The organism is Pseudomonas sp. D3, from assembly GCF_029320995.1.
GTDB classification, from domain to species: Bacteria; Pseudomonadota; Gammaproteobacteria; order Pseudomonadales; family Pseudomonadaceae; genus Aquipseudomonas; species Aquipseudomonas paraveronii.
Map to the genome: position 1 here is coordinate 1618405 of NZ_CP119772.1, position 23854 is coordinate 1642258.

Below are 23854 nucleotides of genomic sequence, written 5' to 3' on the forward strand. Positions count from 1 at the left end.
GCGCCCATGAGGCTTTCGCGAGCAAGCTCGCTCCTACAGAAGTACCCAAAAAGCCCAGAAGAGGTGCGCCATGAGTCAGTTGCTCGAACCCTACACCCTGCGCCAATTGACCCTGCTCAATCGCATTGCCGTGTCGCCGATGTGCCAATACTCCAGCGTCGATGGCCTGGCCAACGACTGGCACCTGGTCCACCTCGGCAGTCGCGCCGTCGGCGGGGCCGGGCTGATTTTCACCGAAGCCACCGCCGTCACCGCCGATGGCCGTATCACCGCCGAAGACCTGGGCCTGTGGAACGACGCACAGATCGCCCCGCTGCAACGCATCACGCGCTTTATCGCGGCCCAGGGCGCGGTGGCCGGGATTCAACTGGCCCACGCCGGGCGTAAGGCCAGCACCCATCGGCCGTGGATCGGCAAGCACGGCAGCGTCAAGCCGGAAGACGGCGGCTGGGTGCCGGTGGGGCCGTCGCCGATTGCCTTTGACCCGAACCACACGCAGCCCCGTCCACTGGACGACGCGGGGATCGAGCAAGTGATCGCTGACTTTGTCGCCGCTGCCAAGCGCGCGTTGACCGCCGGTTTTGAAGTGGTGGAGATCCACGCCGCTCACGGTTACCTGTTGCATCAATTCCTCTCGCCCATCAGCAATCAGCGTCAGGACCAGTACGGCGGAACCTTTGAAAACCGTATCCGCCTGGTACTGCAAGTCACCGAAGCGGTGCGCGAAGTCTGGCCGCAAGACCTGCCGCTGTTTGTGCGGGTGTCGGCCACCGACTGGGTGGAAGACGGCTGGAACCCCGATGAAACCGTGGAGCTGGCGCGCCGCCTGAAAGACTTGGGCGTCGACTTGATCGACGTGTCCTCCGGCGGCACCGCCGCCAACGCCGAGATACCCATCGGCCCCGGCTACCAGACGCGGTTTGCCGAGCGTGTGCGCAAAGAGTCGGGTATCGCCACCGGCACCGTGGGCATGATTACCGAGCCGGCCCAGGCCGAACATATCCTGCGCACCTGCCAGGCCGACATCATCTTCCTCGCCCGAGAACTGCTGCGTGACCCTTACTGGCCGTTGCATGCCGACGATGACCTGGGCGGACGCCTGGCGACCTGGCCGGCCCAGTACCAGCGGGCGACCCATCGGGATCAGCCGATTCATGAGTCTGATCTCAGGGATTGATCCTTCATCGGCTCCAACAAAACCCACCCTGACCCGGTGGGTTTTTTTGCCGGGAGCTGTGGGATATGGCTGTAGGTATTTATTCCTGAGCCAATTATTTAAGTGAATACTCTAAAAAAATCCCACACGGCACGAGATTGTTTCTACGCTTAGGGTAAGTCTGATTTCTGGCCCAGGGAGTCAGTCGGTTTGTCTACCGAGGCATTGTGCTTCACGGCAGGCGGGTAATGGGCACACGGAGTTTTTGATCGATATCAGGAGAAACAGTCCATGGCCAAGTCCTATGGTGTAGCGGGTGTGGTGGCGTCTTTTCTGAACTGCGGGGTGTCCTTGCGCGCCCGAAGGTTGAGTTCCGATGAAGCTGAATTGCTGGCGCAGTATCGCGCCCTGACCGAGAACGATCAGGTGGCTATGCGCTATCTGATTGGAGCGATGAAGAGTGTGTCGCGGTTCTGAAAGCGAGGGCCGCTACTTGAAACGGTTTGAATCATCAGGGAAGTCTCGATTGTCCGAAAAGTCTGGATCGTCGTAGAAATCGAATTCGCCAAAGGCTGAAAGCAGATCGTCTTCCATTGCGGCGCGTTCTGCTTTGAGCCAGTGCTTCAGGCCTTTCGGACTCTCGATTTCAACCATTAGTTGTTCCAAGTCGCCCAGTTGATGCTGGAGGTCTTTGAGCGCGCGATTGACGTGCGTGCGGCTGTTAGCCAGCGTCACCTCGGCAAAAGGTTGGACATCGAACTGGCGGACAAAATCAAAGGCAATGGCACTGATTTCCATGACCAGTTCGTCGTACTGCTCGCTCAGCACATGGTTGTAGTGGAGCAGTCGCTCATCCGACATATTCTGCAGGGTTGTCGCATCAAGATGCTCCGCCTCCAGTTGCAACTCCAGCAGTGCCAGTAGGTTACGTTCTGCATAGGCCTGATTGGCGCGCTGCATCAGGACGGTTTTGCGCTGGCGTTCAGCATCGTCGGTTTCCCGGTCGGGATGCAGTGCGCTGGCCAGTTTGCGGTACACCTCGCGCATTGACTGACTGGCTTGTCTGGCCTGCTCTTCAAAGCGCTTTTCACGAGCGGTAGAGGTTTTTGGTGAACGCTCATCCTGCTGTTTTTTCTCCTCCATCAGGTGCTCTTGCAGGTGTTGCGCAAGGGCTTCGGGAGAACTGAAGTCGAAATCTTCGCCCAGCTTTATGCCATAGGCTTGCTCCATGGCTTCTTTGATAATCAGGTTTTCCTGGCGTTCGTCGTCATCGAAGTCACCTTGACTGTGCTTGTTATACAGCGCCTTCATCTGCTCACGATGGGTGTCATCCATCAGCGAGGTGGCCAATTCACAGATAACCGCCTGTAAGGTCTGTCGGTCAGCCTTTGCCAGCTTGATACGATCACTGGCTCTATCGAGCGCACTCAATAGAGCAGCCTGGCGCTCAGCGTACTGGACTTTTAGCGGCATGAATTCTTCATGCCAGCGTTGATGGTATAGGGGCAGGGCTGCTTCCCAGGCTTGGAGCGTTAGACGTTGCTTGTCGATTTTTTTCAACAGGGCATTGAATTTACGCTGTGCAGCAGAGAGTTTGGGCGTGGTTTTTGCCGAAATAGTCAGCTGCGAGACGTTTGAATCAGTAGACATGGGCATCACTCGGCAGTCGGGCGCGTGTGGCAAAAATCCTAGCATGCGCCGTAGCTGTGTCTATACATCGACGGATGAGGCGGGTGTCTGGCGTGTCCGATCGTTCCATACCTTGGAAACAATCGGACGGCTTTGGAGCGGTTTATCGTCGAATCAGGTGTACTTACGCTGCTCTGGCGCCGGCGGGAAGTATTGATACAACCAGGTTTCACTCAAGGTGCGGTCCTGGGTGCGGATAAACAGGCGCAGCTCCACCGGCTCCACGCTGTCGCTGGTCGGGTACCAATCGAAGAGGATGCGATAGCCCTTGATGTTGTCCAGCACCAGCACGCTGAAGTCTTTCACTTCACCGTGGGAGCAGGTCACCACCGGCTCGATGCCGGTGCCAGGTGGCAGGCGATCCAGGCCGCCGCCCTTGAAGTCCACAGCAAACCGGCGCGCCCAGACTAGTGGGTAATGCTCGCCCGGTGCCCAGCCCTCGGTGAAACCGCCCATGCCTGAACGCGTGGCATCGACTTGCGCCAACGGTGTGCTCACCGGCGGCAGGGCGCTCCAGTACAATTTGTAGCCATAGTTGAGCGAGTCACCGGCGGCCACGGGTTTTTTCGGGGTCCAGAAGGCCACGATGTTGTCCAGGGTTTCGCCGGTGGTCGGGATCTCCAGCAGGTCGATCGAGCCTTCGCCCCACGCGGTGGTCGGTTCGACCCACAGGCTTGGGCGCTTGCTGTACCAGTCGACGGTGTCCTGGTAGCTGGCAAATTCATGGTCGGTCTGCACCAGGCCGAAGCCTTTCGGGTCGGTGTCGGCGAACGCATTGAATTGCAGCTTGGCCGGGTTGTTCAGCGGACGGCAGATCCACTCGCCGTTGCCGCGCCACATCGCCAGGCGGTCCGAGTCATGGATTTGCGGGTGGAGGGTGTCGCACATGCGTCGTTCGTGGGTACCACAGCTGAACATGCTGGTCATCGCGGCAATGCCCAGTTGTTCGATGGCGGTGCGCGCATTGATGTTCGCGTCGATGGCCATCACCACCTGGTTGGCCTGGCAGTCGATATCGAAACGGTAGGCGCCGGTGGCGCTCGGCGAATCGAGCAGGGCGTAGACCACAAAGCGCGTGGCGTTTTTGTCTGGGGTTTCGAACCAGAACTGCGTGAAGTCGGGGAATTCCTCGCGCTTTTTCGCGTAGGTGTCAATCGCCAGGCCCCGTGCGGAAAGTCCGTACTGCCCGGTGGAATCCACCGCGCGGAAGTAACTGGCGCCGAGAAACGACAACACGTCATGGCGATCCAACTCCGGCGCCTTGAACAGCTTGAAGCCGGAGAAACCCAGGTCGCCGGTCAGTTGTTGGGTGTCGACCGTGGATTTTTCATAGTTGAACAGCGAAGGGCGGAAATGCACTTCGCGCGCTTCACGGGTCTTGGGGTCGACGCTGTGCATGCGCACGGGCGTCTTGAAGCCCATGCCGACGTGGAAAAACTGCACGTCCAACTGGCCGTTCAATTCTTTCCACAGCGAATGGTTGCCGTCGTAGCCGATGGCATTGAAATTTTGCGGGGTCATTGTCGCGAGGGTGGGCGGCAGCACCTGTTTGGTGTCTTTATACGCGGTCCCGGCGAGTTGCTTGGCCTGGGCCTTCAGCGTTTCGAAATCGAACGCCACGGCCTTGCCGTCGGCGGCGCGGTTCCCGGCCCAGGCCTGCGCGGCCAATAGGCCGCTGGCCGATAAACCGGTGTAAGCCGCAATGGCCATGGACGCTTTGAGCAAATTCCTGCGGTGCATAGAGACAACCTGTCGTGAGCAAATCCCGCGCCGGCCCTGGCACGTGCTGGATCAGAAATTTCGGTTCGGACATGCCTTCGGCCAAACGCAACGGACATTAAACAGACGCCGGATAGCTTAAGCGGTTCGATGACGTAGGAAAAATGATTGATAGCGGGATGATGGCTTGGCAAATGCGACAAGACATTTCCGGGCTGTGACTGAGCACATTACCCAGGAATTATGAAGATCCAATGTGGGAGGGGCTTGCTCCCTCCCACATCGAGACTGTATTCCAGCCCACTTCCCCTACTGCCCGATACGCCGCATCCAGGTTGGCGATGCTCACATGTCTTACAGTCAAGGCATCAGGGCGAGGTTCAGTGCTTGAACATCACATGGCGAACGGTGGTGTAGTCCTCCAGCCCATACATGGACATGTCTTTGCCATACCCCGACAGTTTCTGACCGCCGTGAGGCATTTCGCTGACGAGCATGAAGTGGGTGTTCACCCACGTGCAGCCGTATTGCAAGCGTGCGGCCAAGCGGTGGGCACGTCCGACATCAGCGGTCCACACAGACGATGCCAAGCCGTAGTCCGAATCGTTGGCCCAGCCGAGTACCTGTGCTTCATCACTGAACTTCGTCACCGACACTACCGGCCCGAACACCTCGCGGCGCACGATCTCGTCGTCCTGCTGCGCATCGGCCAAAACCGTCGGTTCAAAGAAGAAACCGTTGCCTTCCACCGCTTTGCCGCCGGTCACCAGGCGGATGTGCGGCTGCGCCACCGCACGTTCGACGAAACCGGCCACGCGGTCGCGGTGTTGCGCGGTGATCAGCGGGCCGAGCTCGGTGGTCGGGTCATCCTGCAAGCCGTACTTGATGCTGGCGACTGCGGCGCCGAGCTTCTCGACGAACGTGTCGTAGATCTCCGCTTGGGCATAGATGCGGCAGGCAGCGGTGCAATCCTGGCCGGCGTTGTAGAAACCGAAGGTGCGAATGCCTTCCACCGCCGCCTCGATGTCTGCGTCGTTGAAAATGATCACCGGCGCCTTGCCGCCCAGCTCCATGTGCATGCGCTTCACGCTGTCGGCGGTGCTGGAGATGATGTTGGCGCCCGTGGCGATGGAGCCGGTCAGCGACACCATGCGCACTTTCGGGTGGTTCACCAACGGGCTGCCCACGGTAGGCCCACGGCCGAAGACCAGGTTGAGTACGCCGGCCGGGAAAATCTCCGACGCCAGTTCAACCATGCGTAGCGCGGTCAGCGGAGTTTGTTCCGACGGCTTGAGCACCACGGTATTACCGGCGGCCAGGGCCGGAGCGATTTTCCAGGCGACCATCATCAATGGGTAGTTCCACGGGGCGATGGAGGCGATCACCCCCACCGGATCGCGGCGGATCATCGAGGTGTGGCCCGGCAGGTATTCACCGCCGGCCGAGCCGCTCATGCAGCGGCTGGCGCCGGCGAAGAAGCGGAACACATCGGCAATCGCCGGGATCTCGTCATTCAGCGCAGCGCTGTAGGGTTTGCCGCAGTTGTCCGACTCCAGCTTGGCGAGCTCTTCGCCGTGGGCTTCGATCACGTCCGCCAGTTTCAACAGCAGCAGCGAGCGATCCTTGGGCGCGGTTTGCGACCAGCTTTCAAACGCCGCATCGGCGGCACGCACGGCGGCGTCGACCTGGGCTTCGCTGGCTTCCTTGATTTCCACCAGCACACGGCCCAACGCCGGGTTGAACACCGCTTGTGCCGGGCCTTCGCCTTCGACCAGTTGGCCGTTGATCAAGAGTTTGGTTTGCATGGTTCACGCCTCCAAAAAATCTATTGTTATTGCCCTGAAGCAACCGGGTCTGAATGTGGGAGGGGGCTTGCTCCCGATAGCGGTGTGCCAGTCAATACAGGTGTGTCTGATGTACTGCTATCGGGAGCAAGCTCCCTCCCACAGTTGAACCCGGTTCCTTCAATGGAAAAGTTATTTACCGCCACTGCCTGCCACGCTTTCACCGCCGCGGGTCAGGTAATAGGCACCCAGAATCGGGAACATCGTCACGATCATCACCAGCATCGCCACCACGTTGGTCACCGGCACATCCCGCGGGCGACTCAACTGGTTGAGCAGCCACAGCGGCAAGGTGCGCTCATGCCCGGCGGTGAAGGTGGTGACGATGATTTCGTCGAACGACAGTGCAAACGCGAGCATGCCGCCGGCCAGCAGCGCCGAGCCCAGGTTGGGCATGATGATGTAGCGGAAGGTCTGCCAGCCGTCGGCGCCCAGGTCCATCGAGGCTTCGATCAGGCTGTGGGAGGTGCGGCGCAAGCGGGCGATCACGTTGTTGTAGACGATCACCACGCAGAAGGTCGCGTGGCCGACGATGATGGTGAACATCCCAGGCTCGATGCCCAGCGTCTTGAAGGTCGCCAGCAGGGCGATCCCGGTGATGATCCCCGGCAGCGCGATCGGCAGGATCAGCATCAGCGACACGCCTTGCTTGCCGAAGAACTCGCGGCGATACAGCGCGGCTGAAGCGAGGGTGCCGAGGACCATGGCGATCAGGGTAGCGATCGCCGCGATCTGCAGCGACAGCTTGATCGCTTCGAGTACGTCGGGGCGCGCGAAGGCCACGCTGAACCACCTCAGAGTGAAGCCCTGGGGTGGAAAGCTGAACGCGGCTTCCTCGGTGTTAAAGGCATAGAGAAAGATGATCAGGATCGGGAAGTGCAAAAACACCAAGCCGCCCCAGGCCGCCATCTTCAAGCCCAGTGATGATTTCTCAGAGTGCATCGAAGGCCCCCAGGCGTTTGACGATGGACAGGTACACCGCGATCAGCACGATCGGCACCAGGGTGAACGCCGCGGCCATGGGCATATTGCCGATGGCGCCTTGCTGGGCGTACACCATGCCGCCGACGAAGTAACCCGGCGGGCCGACCAGTTGCGGCACGATGAAGTCGCCCAGGGTCAGCGAAAACGTGAAGATCGAACCGGCCGCAATCCCCGGCACCGACAGCGGCAGGATCACCTGCATAAAGGTCTGGCGCGGCTTGGCGCCCAGGTCTGCCGAGGCCTGCAGTAACGACGGCGGCAAACGCTCCAGCGATGCCTGGATCGGCAGGATCATGAACGGCAGCCAGATATAGACGAACACCATGAACCGCCCCAAGTGCGAGGTGCTCAAGGTGCTGCCGCCCACGCCGGGAATCCCCAGCACGAACTGCAACACCGGCTCCAGGCCCAGGTGCTGCACAAACCATTGCGCCACGCCGCCCTTGGCCAGCAGCAAGGTCCAGGCATAGGCCTTGACGATATAGCTGGCCCACATTGGCATCATCACCGCGATATAGAAAAACGCCTTGGTCTTGCCCGTGGTGTAGCGCGCCATGTAATAGGCGATCGGGAAGGCGACGACGGCACTGGCGATCGACACCTCAATCGCCATGCTCAGGGTGCGCAGGATGATGTCGAAGTTCGACGGCTGGAACAGCGCGGCGAAGTTGGCCAGGGTCAGGTCCGGCGTGACCGCCATGGTGAAGTCGTCGAAGGTGTAGAAGCCTTGCCACAGCAGGGTCAGCAACGAGCCCAGGTAGATCGCGCCGAACCAGATCAGCGGCGGTATCAGCAGCATCGCCAGGTAGAGGTTGGGCTTGCGGTACAGCAGGTTGGAAAACCTGCGCATCGGCGGTTGGGTCAGGGCCAGGCTCATGTCACACCTCGCCTGCGTGGTCGGCCAGGGTGGTCATGGCTGCCCGCGCCCAGCGCACGCTGATGGGCTGGCCGACCTGATAGCCGTTGCTGGTGTCCAGCCACTGGTTATTCGCCTGGCTGATGTTCAAGGCCTGGCCGTTCGCCAGTTTCAGTTCATAGCGGGTGGCGCTGCCCTGGTACTGGATGTCATGCAGCAGGCCGCTGATTTCCACTTCGCCGGCCGCCAGCGGGCCTTCGGCGAAGCGCACGTGCTCGGGGCGGATCGAGAACGGCTGCGGGCTGCCGCTGAGGCGCTGGGCCAACTCGCCGCGAATCACGTTGGAGGTGCCGACGAATTCGGCGACGAACGCGGTAGCCGGCTTCATATAGAGGTTGCGCGGGGTGTCGACCTGTTCGATGCGGCCCTTGTTGAACACGGCCACGCGGTCAGACATCGACAGCGCTTCGGTCTGGTCGTGAGTCACGAAGATAAACGTGATGCCGAGCTGGCGTTGCAGCTTTTTCAGCTCGCTTTGCATCTGTTCGCGCAGCTTGAGGTCGAGGGCGCCCAGCGGTTCATCCAGCAGCAATACGCGCGGGCGATTGACCAGCGCGCGGGCCAGGGCCACCCGTTGGCGCTGGCCGCCAGAAAGCTGCACCGGCTTGCGCTCGCCGTAGCCGCCGAGGGCGACCATGGCCAGGGCTTCTTCAGCGCGGTTGAGGCGCTCGGTCTTGCCCACGCCTTTGACTTTCAGGCCGTAGGCCACGTTGTCGCGCACATTCATGTGGGGGAACAGCGCGTAATCCTGGAACACAGTGTTGACGTCACGCTGATACGGCGGCAAGCCGGCGGCTTCCTCGCCATGAATCCGGATCGAGCCGGCGCTCGGCTGCTCGAACCCGGCGATCAGGCGCAGGCAGGTGGTCTTGCCCGAGCCGGAAGGGCCGAGCATGGAAAAGAACTCGCCGTCCTGGATATCGATGGAAACCCGGTCAACGGCTTTCACTTCGCCGAACTGACGGGAAACGTGGGTGAATTGGACTGCAAGCGTCATGGTGCGGTGCTCCCAAAAGGCGCGGGTCGTCGCAGCGGCCCGGCCTGGACTTCTGAAAAAACAGAACATCTGTGAATGCGGTCAACCCTGTGGGAGGGGGCTTGCTCCCGATAGCCGTACATCAGACACACATCTGTCGACTGACACACCGCTATCGGGGGCAAGCCCCCTCCCACAGGGGCCGGCGTCGACTGTAAGGGCCTTAGCGCCCGCCCATGATCGCGATGTAATCCTGGGTCCAGCGGCTGTACGGCACGAACTTGCCGCCTTCAGCCTGCGGGGTTTTCCAGAAGGCGATCTTGTCGAACTGGTCGAAACCGTTGGTCTTGCAGCCCTCGGCGCCGAGCAATTCGCTGCCGGTGCAGGCCGCCGGCACCGCCGGCAGGGAGCCAAACCAGGCGGCGACATCGCCCTGGACCTTCGGCTGCAGCGACCAGTCCATCCACTTGTAGGCGCAGTTCGGGTGCTTGGCCTCGCTGTGCAGCATGGTGGTGTCGGCCCAGCCGGTGGCGCCTTCCTTGGGAATGGTCGAGGCAATCGGCTGTTTCTCGTTGATCAGGCCGTTGACCTGATACGGCCAGGCGCTGGAGGCGACCACGCCTTCGTTCTTGAAGTCACTCATCTGCACGGTGGTGTCGTGCCAGTAGCGGTGGATCAACGGTTGCTGCGCACGCAGCACTTCGAGCACGGCTTTGTACTGGGTTTCGGTCAGTTCATAGGGGCTCTGGATGCCCAGTTCCGGTTTGGTCGACTTGAGGTACAGCGCCGCATCGGCGATGTAGATCGGGCCGTCATAGGCTTGCACGCGGCCTTTGTTCGGCTTGCCGTCCGGCAGGTTCTGCGCCTCGAACAGCACGTTCCAACTGGTGGGCGCGGTCTTGAACACGTTGGTGTTGTACATCAGCACGTTTGGCCCCCACTGGTACGGGGTGCCGTAGGTTTGTTGGCCGACCACGTACCACGGCGCATCTTTCAGGCGCGGGTCGATGTTCTTCCAGTTGGGGATCAACGCGGTGTTGATCGGCTGCACCCGCTTGCCGCCGATCAAGCGCAGCGAGGCATCGCCTGACGCGGTGACTAGGTCGTAACCGCCCTTGGCCATCAAACTGACCATTTCGTCAGAGGTGGCGGCTGTTTTCACATTGACCTTGCAGCCGGTTTCCTTCTCGAAACCTGTGACCCAGTCGTAGGCTTTGTCGCTTTCGCCACGTTCGATATAGCCGGGCCAGGCGACGATATCCAACTGGCCTTCGCCGGCACCTACCGCCTTGAGCGGTTCGGCGGCCTGCAGGCTGGCGCTGGCCAGCAGCGCGGTGGTCAGGGCACTGAGCAGTGCGGTCTTATGCGCGGACATGGGGAATCCCTCTTCTTTAATTATGGTCGGGGCAGTTTTTTGCAGCCGGTGACGCATGAGCTTAGTTGTTGTTTTAAAGGTGCTGGCCGTGGCGGGCCATGATGTGCCGCACCACGCTGTAGTCCTGTAGCGAATCGCTGGACAGATCTTTGCCATACCCGGAGCGCTTCAAGCCGCCGTGGGGCATTTCGCTGACCAGCATGAAATGGCTGTTGATCCAGGTGCAGCCGTATTGCAGGCGCGCCGCCACCTGCATCGCCTTGTCCAGGTTCTCGGTCCACACCGACGAGGCCAGGCCGTATTCGGAGTCGTTGGCCCAGTCCACCGCCTGTTCCAGTTCGTCGAAGCGGGTCACGGTGACCACCGGGCCGAACACTTCGCGCTGGACGATTTCATCACTTTGTTTGCAGCCAGCGAGCAAGGTCGGCTGATAAAAGAAACCCGCGCCGGAATGCACGGCGGCGCCGGTGACTCGCTCGATATGCGGCTGGCCGAGGGCGCGTTCGACAAAACTGGCGACGCGGTCGCGCTGGCGCGTGCTGATCAACGGGCCAAGCTCATTGTCGGCGTCGCGCTTGCCGGCAAAGCGCAGGCTGCTGACCGCCGCACCCAGGTCGGCGACCAATTTGTCGTGAATCCCCGCCTGGGCGTAGATGCGGCACGCGGCAGTGCAGTCCTGGCCGGCGTTGTAGTAACCGTAGGTGCGCACGCCTTCGACCACGGCTTGCAGGTCGGCGTCGTTACACACGATCACCGGCGCCTTGCCGCCCAGTTCCAGGTGCGTGCGTTTAAGGGTTTTCGACGCGGCTTGCAGGATTTTTTGCCCGGTGACGATATCGCCGGTCAACGACACCATGCGCACCTTCGGGTGGCTGACCAGATGGCTGCCGACGCCTTCGCCGCCGCCACACAGAATGTTGATCACCCCACGTGGCAACAATTGGCTGAGGGCCGGGGCCAGGGCGAGGATCGACAGTGGCGTGTGTTCCGACGGCTTGAACACCAGGGTATTACCGGCGGCCAGGGCCGGGGCGATCTTCCACGCGGCCATCATCAGCGGGTAATTCCACGGTGCAATCGAGGCCACCACGCCAATCGGATCACGCCGCACCATGCTGGTGTAGCCCGGCAGGTATTCGCCGCTGAGCTGGCCCGTCTGGCAGCGCACGGCGCCGGCAAAGAAGCGGAACACATCGACGGTGGCGCTCAAGTCATCCTGGCGCGCCAGGTGCAACGGCTTGCCGCAGTTCAGGGATTCGAGGCGGGCCAGGTAGTCGGCTTGGTGCTCGATGGCGTCGGCGATGCCCAGCAGAATGTTTGAACGTTGCTGCGGCGTGGTGCGTGACCAGCCGGCAAATGCGCGGTGGGCCGCGAGGATGGCGGTTTCAACCTGTTCGGTGCTGGCTTCGGCGATCTGGGTCAGCACTTCACCCGTGGCTGGGTTGAGAATCGGTTCGACAACGCCCTGGCCCTGGACCAGTTCGCCGTCGATCAGCAACGCAGTGAGCAGCGGTGTGGGCGCAGCGGACATTTTTCGCGATCTCTTTTCTTGTGTGGTCATGGGCGTTCTCTTACAGGGCGCCCGACCGTCTCTCATGGATGTACCGAGACTAGAGGTCAGACGCGAGGCCAACAAATACTAAATACTGAATGCAGCATTCGATTAAATAGATGGCTTGCGTGGATGGGGCTGTTCCCGTGCCACGGTCAGGAACGGGTCGACCAGCGCCGGCCGTGCGGTGCCACGGCGCCAGGCGAGGCCGACGTCGAGGGTCTGGCTGAGGTCGGCGAGGGGGCGCGCTTCAATAATGTCGCCTTCCAGGGACCACGGGCGGTAGGTCATGTCCGGCTGTATCGATACGCCCAGGCCCGCGGCCACCAGGCTGCGCACGGCTTCGGTGGAGGCGGTGCGCAAGGTGACGCGTGGTTGCAGGCCGGCTGCGGCCCACATGCGTTGGGCGTTGTCGCCCATTTCGTCGACGTTCAGTTGAATCAACGGCTCACGCGCCACATCGGCCAGGTTGATGCTGTCGTGCTCCAGCAGTGGATGTTGTGCCGGCAGCCACAGGCGGTGGGGCGAGTGGGTGAGTACTTCGGTCTGCAGCGCGTGTCGGTCTTCGAGGTTGGAGAGGATCAACACGCCCACATCGATCTCGCCGCTGACCAGCAAATGCTCGATGTACGGGCGCTCATCTTCCATCACGCGGATTTCCACATTGGGGTAGGCGCGCTGGAAACGGGTGAGCAGGTCGGCCAGGTAATAACCGGCCACCAGGCTGGTTACGCCGATGATCAACTGCCCGGCCACCTGATCGGTGCTCTGCTGCAGGCTGCGCTTGGCGTTGTCGACGGTGGCCAGGATCAAGTGCGCCTGGCGCAAAAACTGATGGCCCTGGTGGGTCAGGGTCATGCCCTTGGCGTGGCGGTTGAACAGGTTGACGCCGATTTCCTGCTCCAGTTGCTGGATCGCCAGGGTCAGGGTCGACTGCGAAATAAACGCGGTTTGCGCCGCCGCGGAGATCGAGCCGGTCTCGGCCACGGCGATGAAGTGCCGGATTTGACGCAAGGTCATCATGCTGGAATTACCAGTGGGGTGTTTTTATCGACTGACTCGAGTGTATATCGATTTAACCGAAGGATAGCCGCGTTACATCTGGAAGCACTCTAGATCGGGGTTTTTTGGCGCTTAGTTTTACGCTGGGAGGCTATTGGTCCTACGAACCCTGGTGTCTGGAGGCTACGCATGAATACCCGTGGATTACTCGATCAACTGCTCAAGTCTGGTCAGGACATGTTGCAGAACAAGGCCGGTGGCCAGCGCAAATCCGACGACCAAGGTGCCCTCGGCGGGTTGCTCGGCAGTGGCGGGCTCGGCAGCTTGCTCGGCGGCGCCGGTGGTGGAGCCCTGGCGGCCGGGGCCATGGGCCTGCTGCTGGGCAATAAAAAAGCCCGCAAGTTTGGCGGCAAGGCCCTGACCTATGGCGGGTTGGCGGCATTGGGCGTGATCGCCTACAAAGCCTACGGTAACTGGCAGGCGCAACAGGCCGGCGCGCCCCAAGGCGAGCCGCAAACCATCGACCGCCTGCCGCCGGCCCAGGTCGAGCAACACAGCCAAGGCATCCTCAAGGCATTGGTGGCGGCGGCCAAGGCCGACGGGCATGTGGATGAGCGCGAGCGCGCGCTGATTGAAGGTGAATTCACCAAGCTGGATAACGACCGCCAATTGCAAAGCTGGCTGCATGGCGAGCTGAACAAACCCCTCGACCCGGCCGACGTGGCGCGGGCGGCCAGCACCCCGGAAATGGCCGCCGAGATGTACATCGCCAGTGTGATGCTGGTGGATGAGGAGAACTTTATGGAGAAGGCGTATCTGGATGAGCTGGCGCGGCAGCTTAAGTTGGAGCCCGGTTTGAAGGTTGAGCTGGAGAAACAGGTGCGCCAGGCGACGCTTTAGGGATCGTTCCCACGGATGGGCGCGATCAGGTAGTGATGGGTCTATCGGGTGCGGTTAAGGAGGACCCCATGGCGTGGCCAGTTGCAGCGTCATGAGGTAACGCTCCTCTGTGGGGCGTCTATCGTCCTTGAATCGTCCAACCACCAGCATCACTTGATACTGGTCACTTGCTCGCCAATAGGCTGTGCCGCCTCGGTTCACATTTCGTAGTCGGGCACGCCATTCCGGGGTGTCGGCGAATGGGGGGTTGGACGCGACACGGATGGGCGCCCAACCCGCCTTGCGCCATTGCTCCTGCAAATCCAGTACGACTTTGAGGGTGTCGTCGAGCAATAGTGGCTCGATTTGAGGTGACATACGAATACTGCCAACTCGCTCATCATCGAAGCCTATCGTGAAGAAGCGGGCCAAAGGGGTTACGAATCCGTATTTTGGATCTGTGTAGCGAAGTCGAGCATCGGATTTCGGCATTCTGAACCAGTGGTGTCCGGGAATCGCCGGCCCAATGCTTGCGCTGGAGCGCTGACGCATGTCTTCCCAGGGCTCGCCAAGCATCAGTGCTATTTCCGGATCTTCCGCGCTCAGGCGTATCGCTACCCATATGAGTGATGCTGCAACGACCAGTCCCGTTCCGCCACGTCGCCAACCTAGCTTCGCGATCCGATTCATCGGCCCCCCCGGCTTTCAGCGATGTCTTCTAGCTCGAGTTCGATTCGATACCGCTCAGTGCTATTTAGTAGTGTGTGAAACCGCGCTGCAGCCTTGAGCACGAATGCCATACGCTGGTCGATATCGGCTAGATTGGCGAAGGGGTTGTTGCTGAAATCAATGGTCCGACCGTCATCAGCGGTGCTGCATTGGTTTGCCAGTGTCAGTTCAATGGCTTGAGCGATCCCGGACGGTATACCCGTGACGTATGAAAGATGGTTGCTACGTAGCAGAGCCACTAGTTTTGGATCACCGTACATGGTCGGTTGAAGAATGTTTCGTTGTTCGTGGTCAGCCAGATACTCAACACTTTTAGCAATGTCTCCATCGTCAATAGCCTTGAATGCATGCAATATTTCCGGGTAATCCCCCCCAAACCTCAACTTATCCTGCCCCACCGGCCACAACACCCGCTGTAGCCCATCCTCAAAAATGTTCTGGCGCGCGGACAGGCAGGTCTCAAGCAACCCCAACCCCTGCTCCTTATAAAACGCATGCAACGGAAACACATCCAAAAACAGCGTGGTATTTCCCATCGCCATCATCTCGTACACATGTTGATAAAGCTGCTGCACGCTCGATAACAGTTCACCCTCGCGCCGCCAATCAACATCAGGCATTGGGTTATTGCGGCTGGCTTGTTCATGGTCCCGCAGGCGCCGCTCATACTCCCGCAGCTTTGCCTGCCGTTCACGTTCCTCGGCGCTGAACAACCCCCAAACCCCTTTCCGGGCACTTCTTCGCAATTGCTCCGCAGCTTCATATTCCGCCTGAATCCTCTCGATGGATTGCGCCGCGTGCAGCAGGCCACAGCCCACTTGCTTGGACGCAAACGCCGCAAGACCGGCCCACTGGAAACGCTGATCCAGGCCCATAGCTGGGCGTAGGCAGCATTGATGGCACGGTTACGCGCTTTGGGATCGGTAATCATCACGCCACCCGGTGCCACGATGGCTTCGGCTCGGTTCTGATACTCACGCCAGATGTTCTCGCAGGTTGGTCCCCGTGCTTCGTTGAGACTTGGCGTGAACTGACGGGGCGTAGGTGTGAAGTGGGTAGAGGAGGGCGTACTGGATTCAGTGTATTGGGTGGTGGCTTGCGTGGCGGCTCTGGCTTGGGGTTGAGGCGTGTCTTCGATAATCTGCGAGCTGAGCGTCTGATTGGCAATCAGTCGCGGACGGGGGGTGCACTTGCAGTAACAGAGGTCGCCTTCCAGCGCGAAGTTAAGTCCATTTGTTGTGTCTACCAGGCGGGGGCCGTCGCAGACGATCACCCCAATGGTCTCGCAGGTCGGGCAATAAACCTCATCGCCTTCGCGTGCCTGGTCCATTCCGTTAATGCTGCAATTCGTACAGCCGGTGCGCACTGTGCCGTTGGCGGTGGTTTTAGCACCTACGGTGATGTGGTAACGCTCCATCCTAGATGTATCCTTTTGTAATCTTTAGGAAGGAGCACGCTAGATGAGGTGAGAAAAGGCGAGAAGTCAGATGCTTCTTGGTCTGATGTAGGGTGGTTCTTTAATCCCTAGAGGCTGTTTTTGCATTCTATGTACGCCACATCGAAACCCATTGATAAATGAGGGCTTCTGCTCAGCTATACTCCCCCTCATTTGAATGGCCCCTCGAGGAAACACTGTGAAGAATTGGACCTTGCGCCAGCGGATTATGGCGAGCTTTGCGGTCATTATCGCGATCATGCTGCTGATGGTTGTGGTGTCCTACTCACGGTTGCTGAAGATCGAAGCCAGCCAGGAATCGGTCCGTGACGATGCGGTGCCGGGGGTTTACCTCAGTTCGATGATCCGCAGCGCATGGGTCGACAGCTATTTGCTGACCATCGATATCATTGGTCTGCGCGCAGATAAAACCCTTACCAGTGCCGATAAGACCGACTTCAAGTCCTTCGAAGCGCGTATTGAACAGCAGATGGCCAACTACGAAAAAACCGTCAACAGCCAGGCTGATCGCATGGAGTTCGATAACTTCAAGGCGGCGCATATCAACTACAACAAGGCCCTCGTCGAGGTGCTGGCGCGCATCGAAGCCAATGACCTGCCGGGTGCGAACGTCTTGCTCGAAGAGCAATTGACGCCGATCTGGATCGAAGGGCGCATGAAGCTCAATGACATCATCACCGAAAACAAGGGAGTGTCTGACCTCGCCACGGCGGCCATCGACGAGTCGGTGCTGTCGGCCAAGATCAGCATGGCGGTGTCGCTGATCATCGCCATCTTCGCCGCCGGCCTGTGCGGCCTGCTGTTGATGCGCACAATCATCGCGCCGATGAAGCGCATCGTCGAGATCCTCGACACCATGCGTACCGGTGACCTGAGCAAGCGCTTGAACCTTGCGCGCAAGGACGAATTCGGCGCTGTCGAAACCGGCTTCAACGACATGATGACCGAACTGACGGCCCTGGTGTCCCAGGCCCAGCGTTCGTCTGTGCAGGTCACGACCTCGGTCACCGAGATTGCCGCCACTTCTAAGCAACAACAGGCCACGGCCACGGAAACCGCCGCAACTACCACCGAGATCGGCGCCACTTCGCGGGAGATCGCTGCCACTTCCAAAGATTTGGTCCGTACCATGACCGAAGTCTCCACCGCCGCTGACCAGGCCTCGGTCGCCGCCGGTTCCGGCCAGCAAGGCTTGGCGCGCATGGAAGAAACCATGCACTCGGTGATGGGCGCTGCCGAATTGGTCAACGCCAAGCTGGCGATCCTTAACGAGAAGGCCGGCAACATCAACCAGGTGGTGGTCACCATCGTCAAGGTCGCCGACCAGACCAACCTGTTGTCCCTCAACGCCGCCATCGAGGCCGAGAAAGCCGGTGAGTACGGCCGCGGCTTTGCCGTGGTGGCCACCGAAGTGCGCCGCCTGGCCGACCAGACCGCCGTCGCCACCTACGACATCGAGCAGATGGTGCGCGAGATCCAGTCGGCGGTGTCTGCCGGGGTGATGGGCATGGACAAGTTCTCCGAAGAAGTGCGCCGGGGCATGTTCGAAGTGCAGCAAGTGGGCGAGCAACTGTCGCAGATCATCCATCAGGTCCAGGCCCTGGCGCCGCGGGTGTTGATGGTCAACGAAGGCATGCAGGCCCAGGCCACCGGTGCCGAGCAGATCAACCACGCGCTGGTGCAATTGGGCGATGCCAGCAGTCAGACGGTCGAGTCCTTGCGCCAGGCCAGCTTTGCCATTGATGAACTGAGCCAGGTTGCGGTCGGTCTGCGCGGCGGCGTGTCGCGCTTCAAAGTCTGATGAGCGACCTCGCGGCTAAACACGGCGCCGTCCCGGCAGCGAAAAAGGCGTTGTTCCTGGTGTTCCACATCGGCGACCAACGTTATGCCCTCAAGGCCACGGAAGTGGCCGAGGTACTGCCGCGCCTGCCGCTCAAACCCCTCGCCCATGCACCGCTGTGGGTGGCGGGCATCTTTGCCCATCGCGGCGCGATGGTGCCGGTTATCGACCTCAGTGCCTTGACCTTCGGCAAGCCGGCCCAGGCGCGGACCAGTACGCGGCTGGTGTTGGTCAACTACAAACCTGAGCCCTGGCTCGAGGCGCGTTGGCTGGGGCTGATTCTGGAGCAGGCCACCGAAACCCTGCGTTGCGACCCGGCGCAATTCAAGCCATACGGTCTGGACAATCCCCAGACGCCCTACCTGGGGCCGGTGCGCGAAGATGCCTTGGGTTTGATGCAATGGATCGGCGTCGCGGATCTGCTCACCAACGAAGTGCGCGCCTTGCTGTTTTCTGCCGAGCCGAGCCTATGAGCAACGACCCGCGCTTCTTTGCCTTCTTGAAAGAACGCATCGGCCTGGATGTGGCCTCGGTGGGCGAAGCCATCATCGAACGCGCCGTGCGCCAGCGCAGTCACGCCGTAGAGGCCCAGACGGCGGATGAGTACTGGCACCATCTGCAGCGCTCCCACGACGAACAGCAAGCGCTGATCGAAGCGGTGATCGTGCCCGAGACCTGGTTTTTTCGTTACCCCGAATCCTTCGCGACCCTGGCCCGCCTGGCCAAGGCGCGTCTGGCCGAGATCAACCAGTTGCGCGCGCTGCGCATTCTCAGCCTGCCCTGTTCCACCGGCGAAGAACCCTATTCGATCGCCATGGCCTTGCTCGATGCTGGCCTGGCGCCGCACCAGTTCAAGGTGCAGGGCATGGACGTCAGCCCGTTGTCGGTGGAGCGTGCCCTGCGTGGCGTGTATGGCCGCAACTCGTTTCGCGGCGGCGACCTTGGGTTTCGCGACCGCCACTTCACCGAGCAGGTCGATGGCTATCGCATCGACGACCGGGTGCGCGAACAGGTGCGCCTGCAAGTCGGCAACCTGCTCGACCCAGGGTTGCTCGCCAATGAGCCGAGCTACGATTTTGTGTTTTGCCGCAACCTGCTGATCTATTTCGACCAGCCGACACAAAAACAAGTGTTCGACGTGCTCAAGAACCTGACTCACGTGGACGGCGTGCTATTTATCGGCCCGGCCGAAGGCAGCCTGTTGGGGCGGCATGGCATGCGCTCGATCGGCGTGCCGCAGTCGTTTGCATTCAGCCGACACACCGAGCCGGTCAAGCCTGAGCCGGTCTTTGTGCCGATGCCCGTGCCCCCGCCTCGGCACAGCGTCGCACCGATCCCGCCCAAGCCGCGCCCGTTCAGTACGCTCAGCGCGCAGGTGGTGCCGATCAGCGCGCCGCCGTCGGATGCTAGCGACCTGCTCAGCCAGATCGCGATCCTGGCCAACGAAGGCAAAAGCGCCGAAGCCCGTGCCGCCTGCGAACGCTATTTAAGCCAACATCCGCCGGCCGCCCAGGTGTTTTACTGGTTGGGGCTGCTCAGCGATGTGGCCGGCAGCGCCCTGGACGCCCAGGGGTTTTACCGAAAAGCCTTGTACCTGGAACCGCAGCACCCGCAGGCCCTGATGCAACTGGCCGGGCTGCTCGAAGCCCAGGGCGACACTGCGGGGGCGCGCCGTTTGCAGGCGCGAGCCGCGCGTAGCGAGCTGACAGTGAGCAAAAACCATGAGTAGCCCCAACGCGCTCGACACTGCAGGCCTGGACCTGACGATAGCCGACGCCCAGGCCATCGACGATTGCTGGAACCGTATCGGTATTCACGGTGATAAGTCCTGCCCGTTGCTGGCGGACCATATCCACTGCCGCAACTGCTCGGTGTACTCTGCCGCCGCCACCCGCTTGCTGGATCGCTATGCGTTGCAGCACGACGATCGGCGCCCGGTCGCCGCTGCCGAAGCGGGCGAAGACATCCTTACCCGTTCCCTACTGATATTCCGCCTCGGCGAAGAATGGCTGGGGATCGCCACCCGCTGCCTGGTGGAAGTGGCGCCGCTGCAACCGATTCATTCCCTGCCACACCAACGTTCCCGCGCATTGCTTGGCGTGGCGAACGTGCGCGGTGCGCTGGTGGCGTGCCTGTCGCTGGTGGAGCTGTTGGGCCTGGACACCACCGGCCACGGGCCCCCCGGCGGGCGTATCATGCCGCGCATGTTGATCATCGCCGCGCAGGACGGCCCGGTGGTGGTGCCGGTGGACGAAGTCGAAGGTATCCATGCCATCGACGAGCGGACGTTGACGGCGGCGTCAGCCTCCGGCACCCAGGCCAGCGGCCGCTTCACCCAGGGTGTGTTGCAGTGGAAGGGCCGCAGCCTGCGTTGGCTGGACGAGGCTCAGTTGCTGTCTGCCGTGACCCGGAGCCTCACATGACCCCCGACCAGATGCGCGATGCCTCGCTGCTGGAGTTGTTCAGCCTGGAAGCCGATGCCCAGACCCAGGTACTGAGCGCGGGCCTGCTAGCCCTGGAGCGTAACCCGACTCAGGCTGACCAGCTCGAAGCCTGCATGCGCGCTGCGCACTCGCTCAAAGGCGCGGCGCGGATTGTCGGGGTGGACGCCGGGGTTAGCGTGTCGCATGTCATGGAAGATTGCCTGGTCAGCGCCCAGGAAGGTCGCCTGTATCTGCAACCGGAGCATATCGACGCGTTGCTGCAAGGCACCGACCTGTTGATGCGCATCGCCACGCCTGGCAATACCGTGGGGCCGGCGGATGTCGAAGCGTATGTGGCATTGATGGAGCGCCTGCTCGACCCGTCGCAGCCAACCGCCAAGGTTGCGCCGCAGTCCGCGCCTGCCCCTACGCCTGCGCCCGCCCCGGTGATCGAAGCGCTGCCCGCCGAACCCGAGCCTGCGCCGCCCCTCGGTAGCGAGCCGCCGCGCCAGAACAAACGCATGACCGAAGGTGGCGAGCGCGTCCTGCGTGTGACCGCCGAGCGCTTGAACAGCCTGCTGGACCTGTCGAGCAAATCCCTGGTGGAAACCCAGCGGCTCAAGCCTTACCTGGCCAGCCTGCAACGCCTTAAACGTATCCAGGGCAACGGTGTGCGTGCGCTTGACCACCTCGACGGCCACCTCAAGACCGCCGGCTTGAGCCTGGAGGCCCAGGAGGCCTTGGCCGATGCCCGCCGCCTGCTGAGCGAAGCCCAGGCCCTGCTGGCGGAAAAAACCGTCGAGCTCGATGAGTTCGCCTGGCAGGCAGGTCAGCGCGCCCAGGTGCTTTACGACACCGCGCTGGCCTGCCGCATGCGCCCGTTTGCCGATGTGCTCGCCGGCCAGGCGCGCATGGTGCGCGACCTCGGCCGCAGCCTGGGCAAGCAGGTACGCCTGGAGATCGAGGGCGAAAAGACCCAGGTCGACCGCGACGTGCTGGAGAAACTCGAAGCGCCGCTCACCCACTTATTGCGCAATGCCGTCGACCACGGCATTGAAGCGCCCGAGCAGCGCCTGCTGGCGGGCAAACCGGCCGAAGGCTTGATCCGCCTGAGAGCCTCCCACCAGGCGGGTTTGCTGGTGCTGGAGCTGAGCGATGACGGTCACGGCGTCGACCTCGAACGCCTGCGTGGCACGATCGTTGATCGGCACCTGTCGACCCAGGAAACCGCTTTGCACCTCAGCGAGGAGGAGTTGCTGACGTTCCTGTTCCTGCCGGGCTTCAGCCTGCGCGACAAGGTCACCGAAGTGTCCGGGCGCGGCGTCGGCCTGGATGCGGTGCAGCATATGGTCCGCCAACTGCGCGGCGCGGTGGTGCTGGAGCAAGCGCCGGGGCAGGGCAGTCGCTTCCATTTGGAAGTGCCGTTGACCCTGTCGGTGGTGCGCAGCCTGGTGGTGGAAGTCGGCGAAGAAGCCTATGCCTTCCCGCTGGCGCATATCGAGCGGATGTGCGACCTGGCGCCCGACGACATTGTGCAGCTCGAAGGCCGCCAGCATTTCTGGCATGAAGGCCGGCATGTCGGCCTGGTCGCCGCCAGCCAGTTGTTGCAGCGCCCGCCGGGGCAAGGAAATGAAGAGACGTTGAAGGTGGTGGTGATCCGCGAACGCGATGCGGTGTATGGCATTGCCGTGGAGCGTTTTATCGGCGAGCGCACGCTGGTGGTGCTGCCGCTGGATGATCGGTTGGGCAAGGTCCAGGATATTTCCGCCGGCGCGCTGCTGGACGATGGCTCGGTGGTGTTGATCGTCGACGTCGAGGACATGCTGCGTTCGGTGGACAAACTGCTCAACACCGGTCGGCTGGAGCGTATAACCCGGCGCAGCCAGCAGGCCGTCGAAGCCCCGCGTAAACGGGTGCTGGTGGTGGATGACTCGCTCACCGTGCGTGAGTTGCAACGTAAATTGCTGCTTAATCGGGGTTATGAAGTGGCCGTCGCCGTCGATGGCATGGACGGCTGGAACGCCTTGCGCTCCGAAGACTTCGACCTGCTCATCACTGACATTGATATGCCTCGTATGGACGGGATCGAATTGGTCACACTCTTGCGCCGTGATACTCGCCTGCAATCGTTGCCGGTGATGGTGGTGTCCTACAAGGATCGCGAAGAAGACCGACGCCGTGGACTCGACGCCGGCGCCGACTACTATTTAGCCAAAGCCAGTTTTCACGATGACGCCCTGCTTGACGCCGTGGTGGAACTGATCGGAGACGCGCGGGCATGAGGATTGCGATCGTCAATGACCTGCCCATGGCGGTGGAGGCGTTACGCCGCGCCGTGAGCTTTGAACCCGCGCACCAGGTGGTGTGGGTGGCCAGTAATGGCCTGGAAGCGGTGCAGCGCTGCGCCGAATTGACCCCGGACCTGATCCTGATGGACCTGATTATGCCGGTGATGGACGGCGTGGAAGCCACTCGGCAGATCATGGCCCAGACCCCGTGCGCGATTGTGATCGTCACCGTCGACCGCCAGGCCAATGTCAGCCGAGTGTTCGAAGCCATGGGGCACGGCGCTCTGGATGTGGTGGATACGCCGGCCCTGGGCGTCGGTAATCCCAAGGACGCCGCCGCGCCGTTGTTGCGCAAGATCCTCAATATTGGCTGGCTGATCGGCCAGCGCGGCAGCCGTGTGCGCGCCGAAACCGCGCCGCCGCGCAACACCGGCAAACGCCAGAGCCTGGTGGCGATCGGTTCTTCGGCCGGCGGTCCGGCGGCCCTGGAAATCCTGCTCAAGGGCTTGCCCCGGGACTTTCCCGCCGCCATTGTGCTGGTCCAACATGTGGACCAGGTGTTCGCCGCCGGCATGGCCGAGTGGCTGAGCAGCGCTTCCGGCCTGCCGGTGCGCCTGGCCCGCGAAGGTGAGCCACCACAAAGCGGGGTGGTGCTGCTGGCCGGTACCAATCATCACATCCGCCTGTTGAAAAATGGCACGCTAGCCTATACCGCCGAGCCGGTTAACGAGATTTACCGGCCGTCCATCGACGTATTTTTCGAAAGTGTGGCCAGCCACTGGAATGGTGATGCCGTCGGCGTACTGCTGACCGGCATGGGCCGCGACGGAGCCCAGGGGCTCAAATTAATGCGAGAACAAGGATATCTGACCATCGCCCAGGACCAGCAGAGTTCGGCGGTGTATGGCATGCCCAAAGCGGCGGCGGCGATTGATGCTGCTGTTGAAATTCGCCCACTGGACAGAATTGCGCCCCGGTTGCTGGAGGTATTTTCAAAATGATCGATACCCTCGGCGATGCTGGCTT

At 61.4% G+C, this 23854-nt stretch carries 20 protein-coding genes and 1 pseudogene; 9 read left to right on the forward strand and 12 right to left on the reverse strand.

The genetic code is table 11. The features are described 5' to 3' along the window. The first annotated feature begins 70 nt into the window (after nucleotides 1–70). Both P3S72_RS07295 and P3S72_RS07300 read left to right on the forward strand, forming a co-directional pair. Nucleotides 71–1177, forward strand: coding sequence for an NADH:flavin oxidoreductase/NADH oxidase (locus tag P3S72_RS07295; RefSeq protein ID WP_276196798.1), 1107 nt, complete (start codon nucleotides 71–73; stop codon nucleotides 1175–1177). Between the two features lie 270 nt (nucleotides 1178–1447). Beyond that, nucleotides 1448–1633: a hypothetical protein gene (locus tag P3S72_RS07300; protein ID WP_276196799.1), complete on the forward strand. Its 186-nt coding sequence runs from the start codon at nucleotides 1448–1450 to the stop codon at nucleotides 1631–1633. A 12-nt stretch (nucleotides 1634–1645) separates the two neighbouring features. On the opposite strand, the gene P3S72_RS07305 is transcribed toward P3S72_RS07300, so the two are convergent. From P3S72_RS07305 to P3S72_RS07345, 9 genes are all read right to left on the reverse strand, one after another. Then, on the reverse strand, nucleotides 1646–2806 hold the full coding sequence (locus P3S72_RS07305; protein WP_276196800.1) for a J domain-containing protein: 1161 nt from the start codon (nucleotides 2804–2806) through the stop codon (nucleotides 1646–1648). A gap of 153 nt (nucleotides 2807–2959) precedes the next feature. Then, a complete protein-coding gene (locus P3S72_RS07310) occupies nucleotides 2960–4585 on the reverse strand; it encodes a glucan biosynthesis protein D (RefSeq protein ID WP_276196801.1) in 1626 nt (541 codons plus the stop codon). A 359-nt stretch (nucleotides 4586–4944) separates the two neighbouring features. After that, nucleotides 4945–6369: a gamma-aminobutyraldehyde dehydrogenase gene (locus P3S72_RS07315; protein WP_276196802.1), complete on the reverse strand. Its 1425-nt coding sequence runs from the start codon at nucleotides 6367–6369 to the stop codon at nucleotides 4945–4947. Between the two features lie 171 nt (nucleotides 6370–6540). Further along, the gene (locus tag P3S72_RS07320; RefSeq protein ID WP_276196803.1) at nucleotides 6541–7350 is read right to left on the reverse strand and encodes an ABC transporter permease; all 810 of its coding nucleotides are present in this window, start codon (nucleotides 7348–7350) and stop codon (nucleotides 6541–6543) included. After that, entirely contained in the window at nucleotides 7340–8269 is a 930-nt protein-coding gene (locus P3S72_RS07325; protein WP_276196804.1) for an ABC transporter permease, read from the reverse strand. Before P3S72_RS07325 ends, P3S72_RS07320 begins: the two co-directional genes overlap by 11 nt. A 1-nt stretch (nucleotide 8270) precedes the next feature. After that, on the reverse strand, nucleotides 8271–9305 hold the full coding sequence (locus P3S72_RS07330; protein ID WP_276196805.1) for an ABC transporter ATP-binding protein: 1035 nt from the start codon (nucleotides 9303–9305) through the stop codon (nucleotides 8271–8273). Nucleotides 9306–9507: 202 nt separating this feature from the next. After that, complete coding sequence (gene ydcS / locus P3S72_RS07335) at nucleotides 9508–10659, reverse strand: putative ABC transporter substrate-binding protein YdcS (RefSeq protein WP_247407787.1); 1152 nt, start codon at nucleotides 10657–10659, stop codon at nucleotides 9508–9510. Nucleotides 10660–10732: 73 nt separating this feature from the next. Further along, a complete protein-coding gene (locus P3S72_RS07340) occupies nucleotides 10733–12190 on the reverse strand; it encodes a gamma-aminobutyraldehyde dehydrogenase (protein WP_276196806.1) in 1458 nt (485 codons plus the stop codon). 132 nt (nucleotides 12191–12322) lie between these two features. Then, a complete protein-coding gene (locus P3S72_RS07345) occupies nucleotides 12323–13234 on the reverse strand; it encodes a LysR family transcriptional regulator (protein WP_276196807.1) in 912 nt (303 codons plus the stop codon). A gap of 168 nt (nucleotides 13235–13402) precedes the next feature. On the opposite strand from P3S72_RS07345, the gene P3S72_RS07350 reads away from it, so the two are divergent. Then, complete coding sequence (locus tag P3S72_RS07350) at nucleotides 13403–14113, forward strand: tellurite resistance TerB family protein (protein ID WP_276196808.1); 711 nt, start codon at nucleotides 13403–13405, stop codon at nucleotides 14111–14113. Nucleotides 14114–14167: 54 nt separating this feature from the next. Here the strand turns inward: P3S72_RS07350 and P3S72_RS07355 are convergent, their stop codons facing one another. The 3 genes and pseudogenes from P3S72_RS07355 to P3S72_RS07365 form a co-directional block, all read right to left on the reverse strand. Further along, the gene (locus P3S72_RS07355) at nucleotides 14168–14782 is read right to left on the reverse strand and encodes a hypothetical protein (RefSeq protein WP_276196809.1); all 615 of its coding nucleotides are present in this window, start codon (nucleotides 14780–14782) and stop codon (nucleotides 14168–14170) included. Beyond that, the gene (locus P3S72_RS07360) at nucleotides 14779–15696 is read right to left on the reverse strand and encodes a hypothetical protein (RefSeq protein WP_346429969.1); all 918 of its coding nucleotides are present in this window, start codon (nucleotides 15694–15696) and stop codon (nucleotides 14779–14781) included. The genes P3S72_RS07355 and P3S72_RS07360 overlap by 4 nt, the downstream gene beginning before the upstream one ends. A 320-nt stretch (nucleotides 15697–16016) precedes the next feature. Further along, nucleotides 16017–16238 (reverse strand): annotated as a pseudogene (locus P3S72_RS07365) (PAAR domain-containing protein); the annotation flags it as partial. Between the two features lie 217 nt (nucleotides 16239–16455). On the opposite strand from P3S72_RS07365, the gene P3S72_RS07370 reads away from it, so the two are divergent. Genes P3S72_RS07370 through P3S72_RS07395 form a run of 6 tightly spaced genes read left to right on the forward strand, consistent with a single transcriptional unit; the run spans nucleotide 16456 to nucleotide 23829 of the window. Next, nucleotides 16456–18078, forward strand: coding sequence for a methyl-accepting chemotaxis protein (locus P3S72_RS07370; RefSeq protein WP_276196810.1), 1623 nt, complete (start codon nucleotides 16456–16458; stop codon nucleotides 18076–18078). Continuing rightward, nucleotides 18078–18590 (forward strand): chemotaxis protein CheW, encoded by a 513-nt coding sequence (locus tag P3S72_RS07375; protein WP_276196811.1) that lies wholly within the window; start codon nucleotides 18078–18080, stop codon nucleotides 18588–18590. The genes P3S72_RS07370 and P3S72_RS07375 overlap by 1 nt, the downstream gene beginning before the upstream one ends. Further along, the gene (locus tag P3S72_RS07380) at nucleotides 18587–19846 is read left to right on the forward strand and encodes a CheR family methyltransferase (RefSeq protein ID WP_276196812.1); all 1260 of its coding nucleotides are present in this window, start codon (nucleotides 18587–18589) and stop codon (nucleotides 19844–19846) included. Before P3S72_RS07375 ends, P3S72_RS07380 begins: the two co-directional genes overlap by 4 nt. Next, nucleotides 19839–20540 (forward strand): chemotaxis protein CheW, encoded by a 702-nt coding sequence (locus tag P3S72_RS07385; RefSeq protein WP_276196813.1) that lies wholly within the window; start codon nucleotides 19839–19841, stop codon nucleotides 20538–20540. The genes P3S72_RS07380 and P3S72_RS07385 overlap by 8 nt, the downstream gene beginning before the upstream one ends. Beyond that, entirely contained in the window at nucleotides 20537–22822 is a 2286-nt protein-coding gene (locus P3S72_RS07390; RefSeq protein WP_276196814.1) for a hybrid sensor histidine kinase/response regulator, read from the forward strand. The genes P3S72_RS07385 and P3S72_RS07390 overlap by 4 nt, the downstream gene beginning before the upstream one ends. After that, the gene (locus P3S72_RS07395) at nucleotides 22819–23829 is read left to right on the forward strand and encodes a chemotaxis response regulator protein-glutamate methylesterase (RefSeq protein WP_276196815.1); all 1011 of its coding nucleotides are present in this window, start codon (nucleotides 22819–22821) and stop codon (nucleotides 23827–23829) included. The genes P3S72_RS07390 and P3S72_RS07395 overlap by 4 nt, the downstream gene beginning before the upstream one ends. The last annotated feature ends 25 nt before the right edge of the window (nucleotides 23830–23854 follow it).

Coding starts and splice junctions, on each gene's coding strand:
- P3S72_RS07295 (WP_276196798.1), top strand. CDS start 71: ATGAGTCAGTTGCTCGAACCCTACACCCTGCGCCAATTGACCCTGCTC.
- P3S72_RS07300 (WP_276196799.1), top strand. CDS start 1,448: ATGGCCAAGTCCTATGGTGTAGCGGGTGTGGTGGCGTCTTTTCTGAAC.
- P3S72_RS07305 (WP_276196800.1), bottom strand. CDS start 2,806: ATGTCTACTGATTCAAACGTCTCGCAGCTGACTATTTCGGCAAAAACC.
- P3S72_RS07310 (WP_276196801.1), bottom strand. CDS start 4,585: ATGCACCGCAGGAATTTGCTCAAAGCGTCCATGGCCATTGCGGCTTAC.
- P3S72_RS07315 (WP_276196802.1), bottom strand. CDS start 6,369: ATGCAAACCAAACTCTTGATCAACGGCCAACTGGTCGAAGGCGAAGGC.
- P3S72_RS07320 (WP_276196803.1), bottom strand. CDS start 7,350: ATGCACTCTGAGAAATCATCACTGGGCTTGAAGATGGCGGCCTGGGGC.
- P3S72_RS07325 (WP_276196804.1), bottom strand. CDS start 8,269: ATGAGCCTGGCCCTGACCCAACCGCCGATGCGCAGGTTTTCCAACCTG.
- P3S72_RS07330 (WP_276196805.1), bottom strand. CDS start 9,305: ATGACGCTTGCAGTCCAATTCACCCACGTTTCCCGTCAGTTCGGCGAA.
- ydcS (WP_247407787.1), bottom strand. CDS start 10,659: ATGTCCGCGCATAAGACCGCACTGCTCAGTGCCCTGACCACCGCGCTG.
- P3S72_RS07340 (WP_276196806.1), bottom strand. CDS start 12,190: ATGTCCGCTGCGCCCACACCGCTGCTCACTGCGTTGCTGATCGACGGC.
- P3S72_RS07345 (WP_276196807.1), bottom strand. CDS start 13,234: ATGATGACCTTGCGTCAAATCCGGCACTTCATCGCCGTGGCCGAGACC.
- P3S72_RS07350 (WP_276196808.1), top strand. CDS start 13,403: ATGAATACCCGTGGATTACTCGATCAACTGCTCAAGTCTGGTCAGGAC.
- P3S72_RS07355 (WP_276196809.1), bottom strand. CDS start 14,782: ATGAATCGGATCGCGAAGCTAGGTTGGCGACGTGGCGGAACGGGACTG.
- P3S72_RS07360 (WP_346429969.1), bottom strand. CDS start 15,696: ATGGGCCTGGATCAGCGTTTCCAGTGGGCCGGTCTTGCGGCGTTTGCG.
- P3S72_RS07375 (WP_276196811.1), top strand. CDS start 18,078: ATGAGCGACCTCGCGGCTAAACACGGCGCCGTCCCGGCAGCGAAAAAG.
- P3S72_RS07380 (WP_276196812.1), top strand. CDS start 18,587: ATGAGCAACGACCCGCGCTTCTTTGCCTTCTTGAAAGAACGCATCGGC.
- P3S72_RS07385 (WP_276196813.1), top strand. CDS start 19,839: ATGAGTAGCCCCAACGCGCTCGACACTGCAGGCCTGGACCTGACGATA.
- P3S72_RS07390 (WP_276196814.1), top strand. CDS start 20,537: ATGACCCCCGACCAGATGCGCGATGCCTCGCTGCTGGAGTTGTTCAGC.
- P3S72_RS07395 (WP_276196815.1), top strand. CDS start 22,819: ATGAGGATTGCGATCGTCAATGACCTGCCCATGGCGGTGGAGGCGTTA.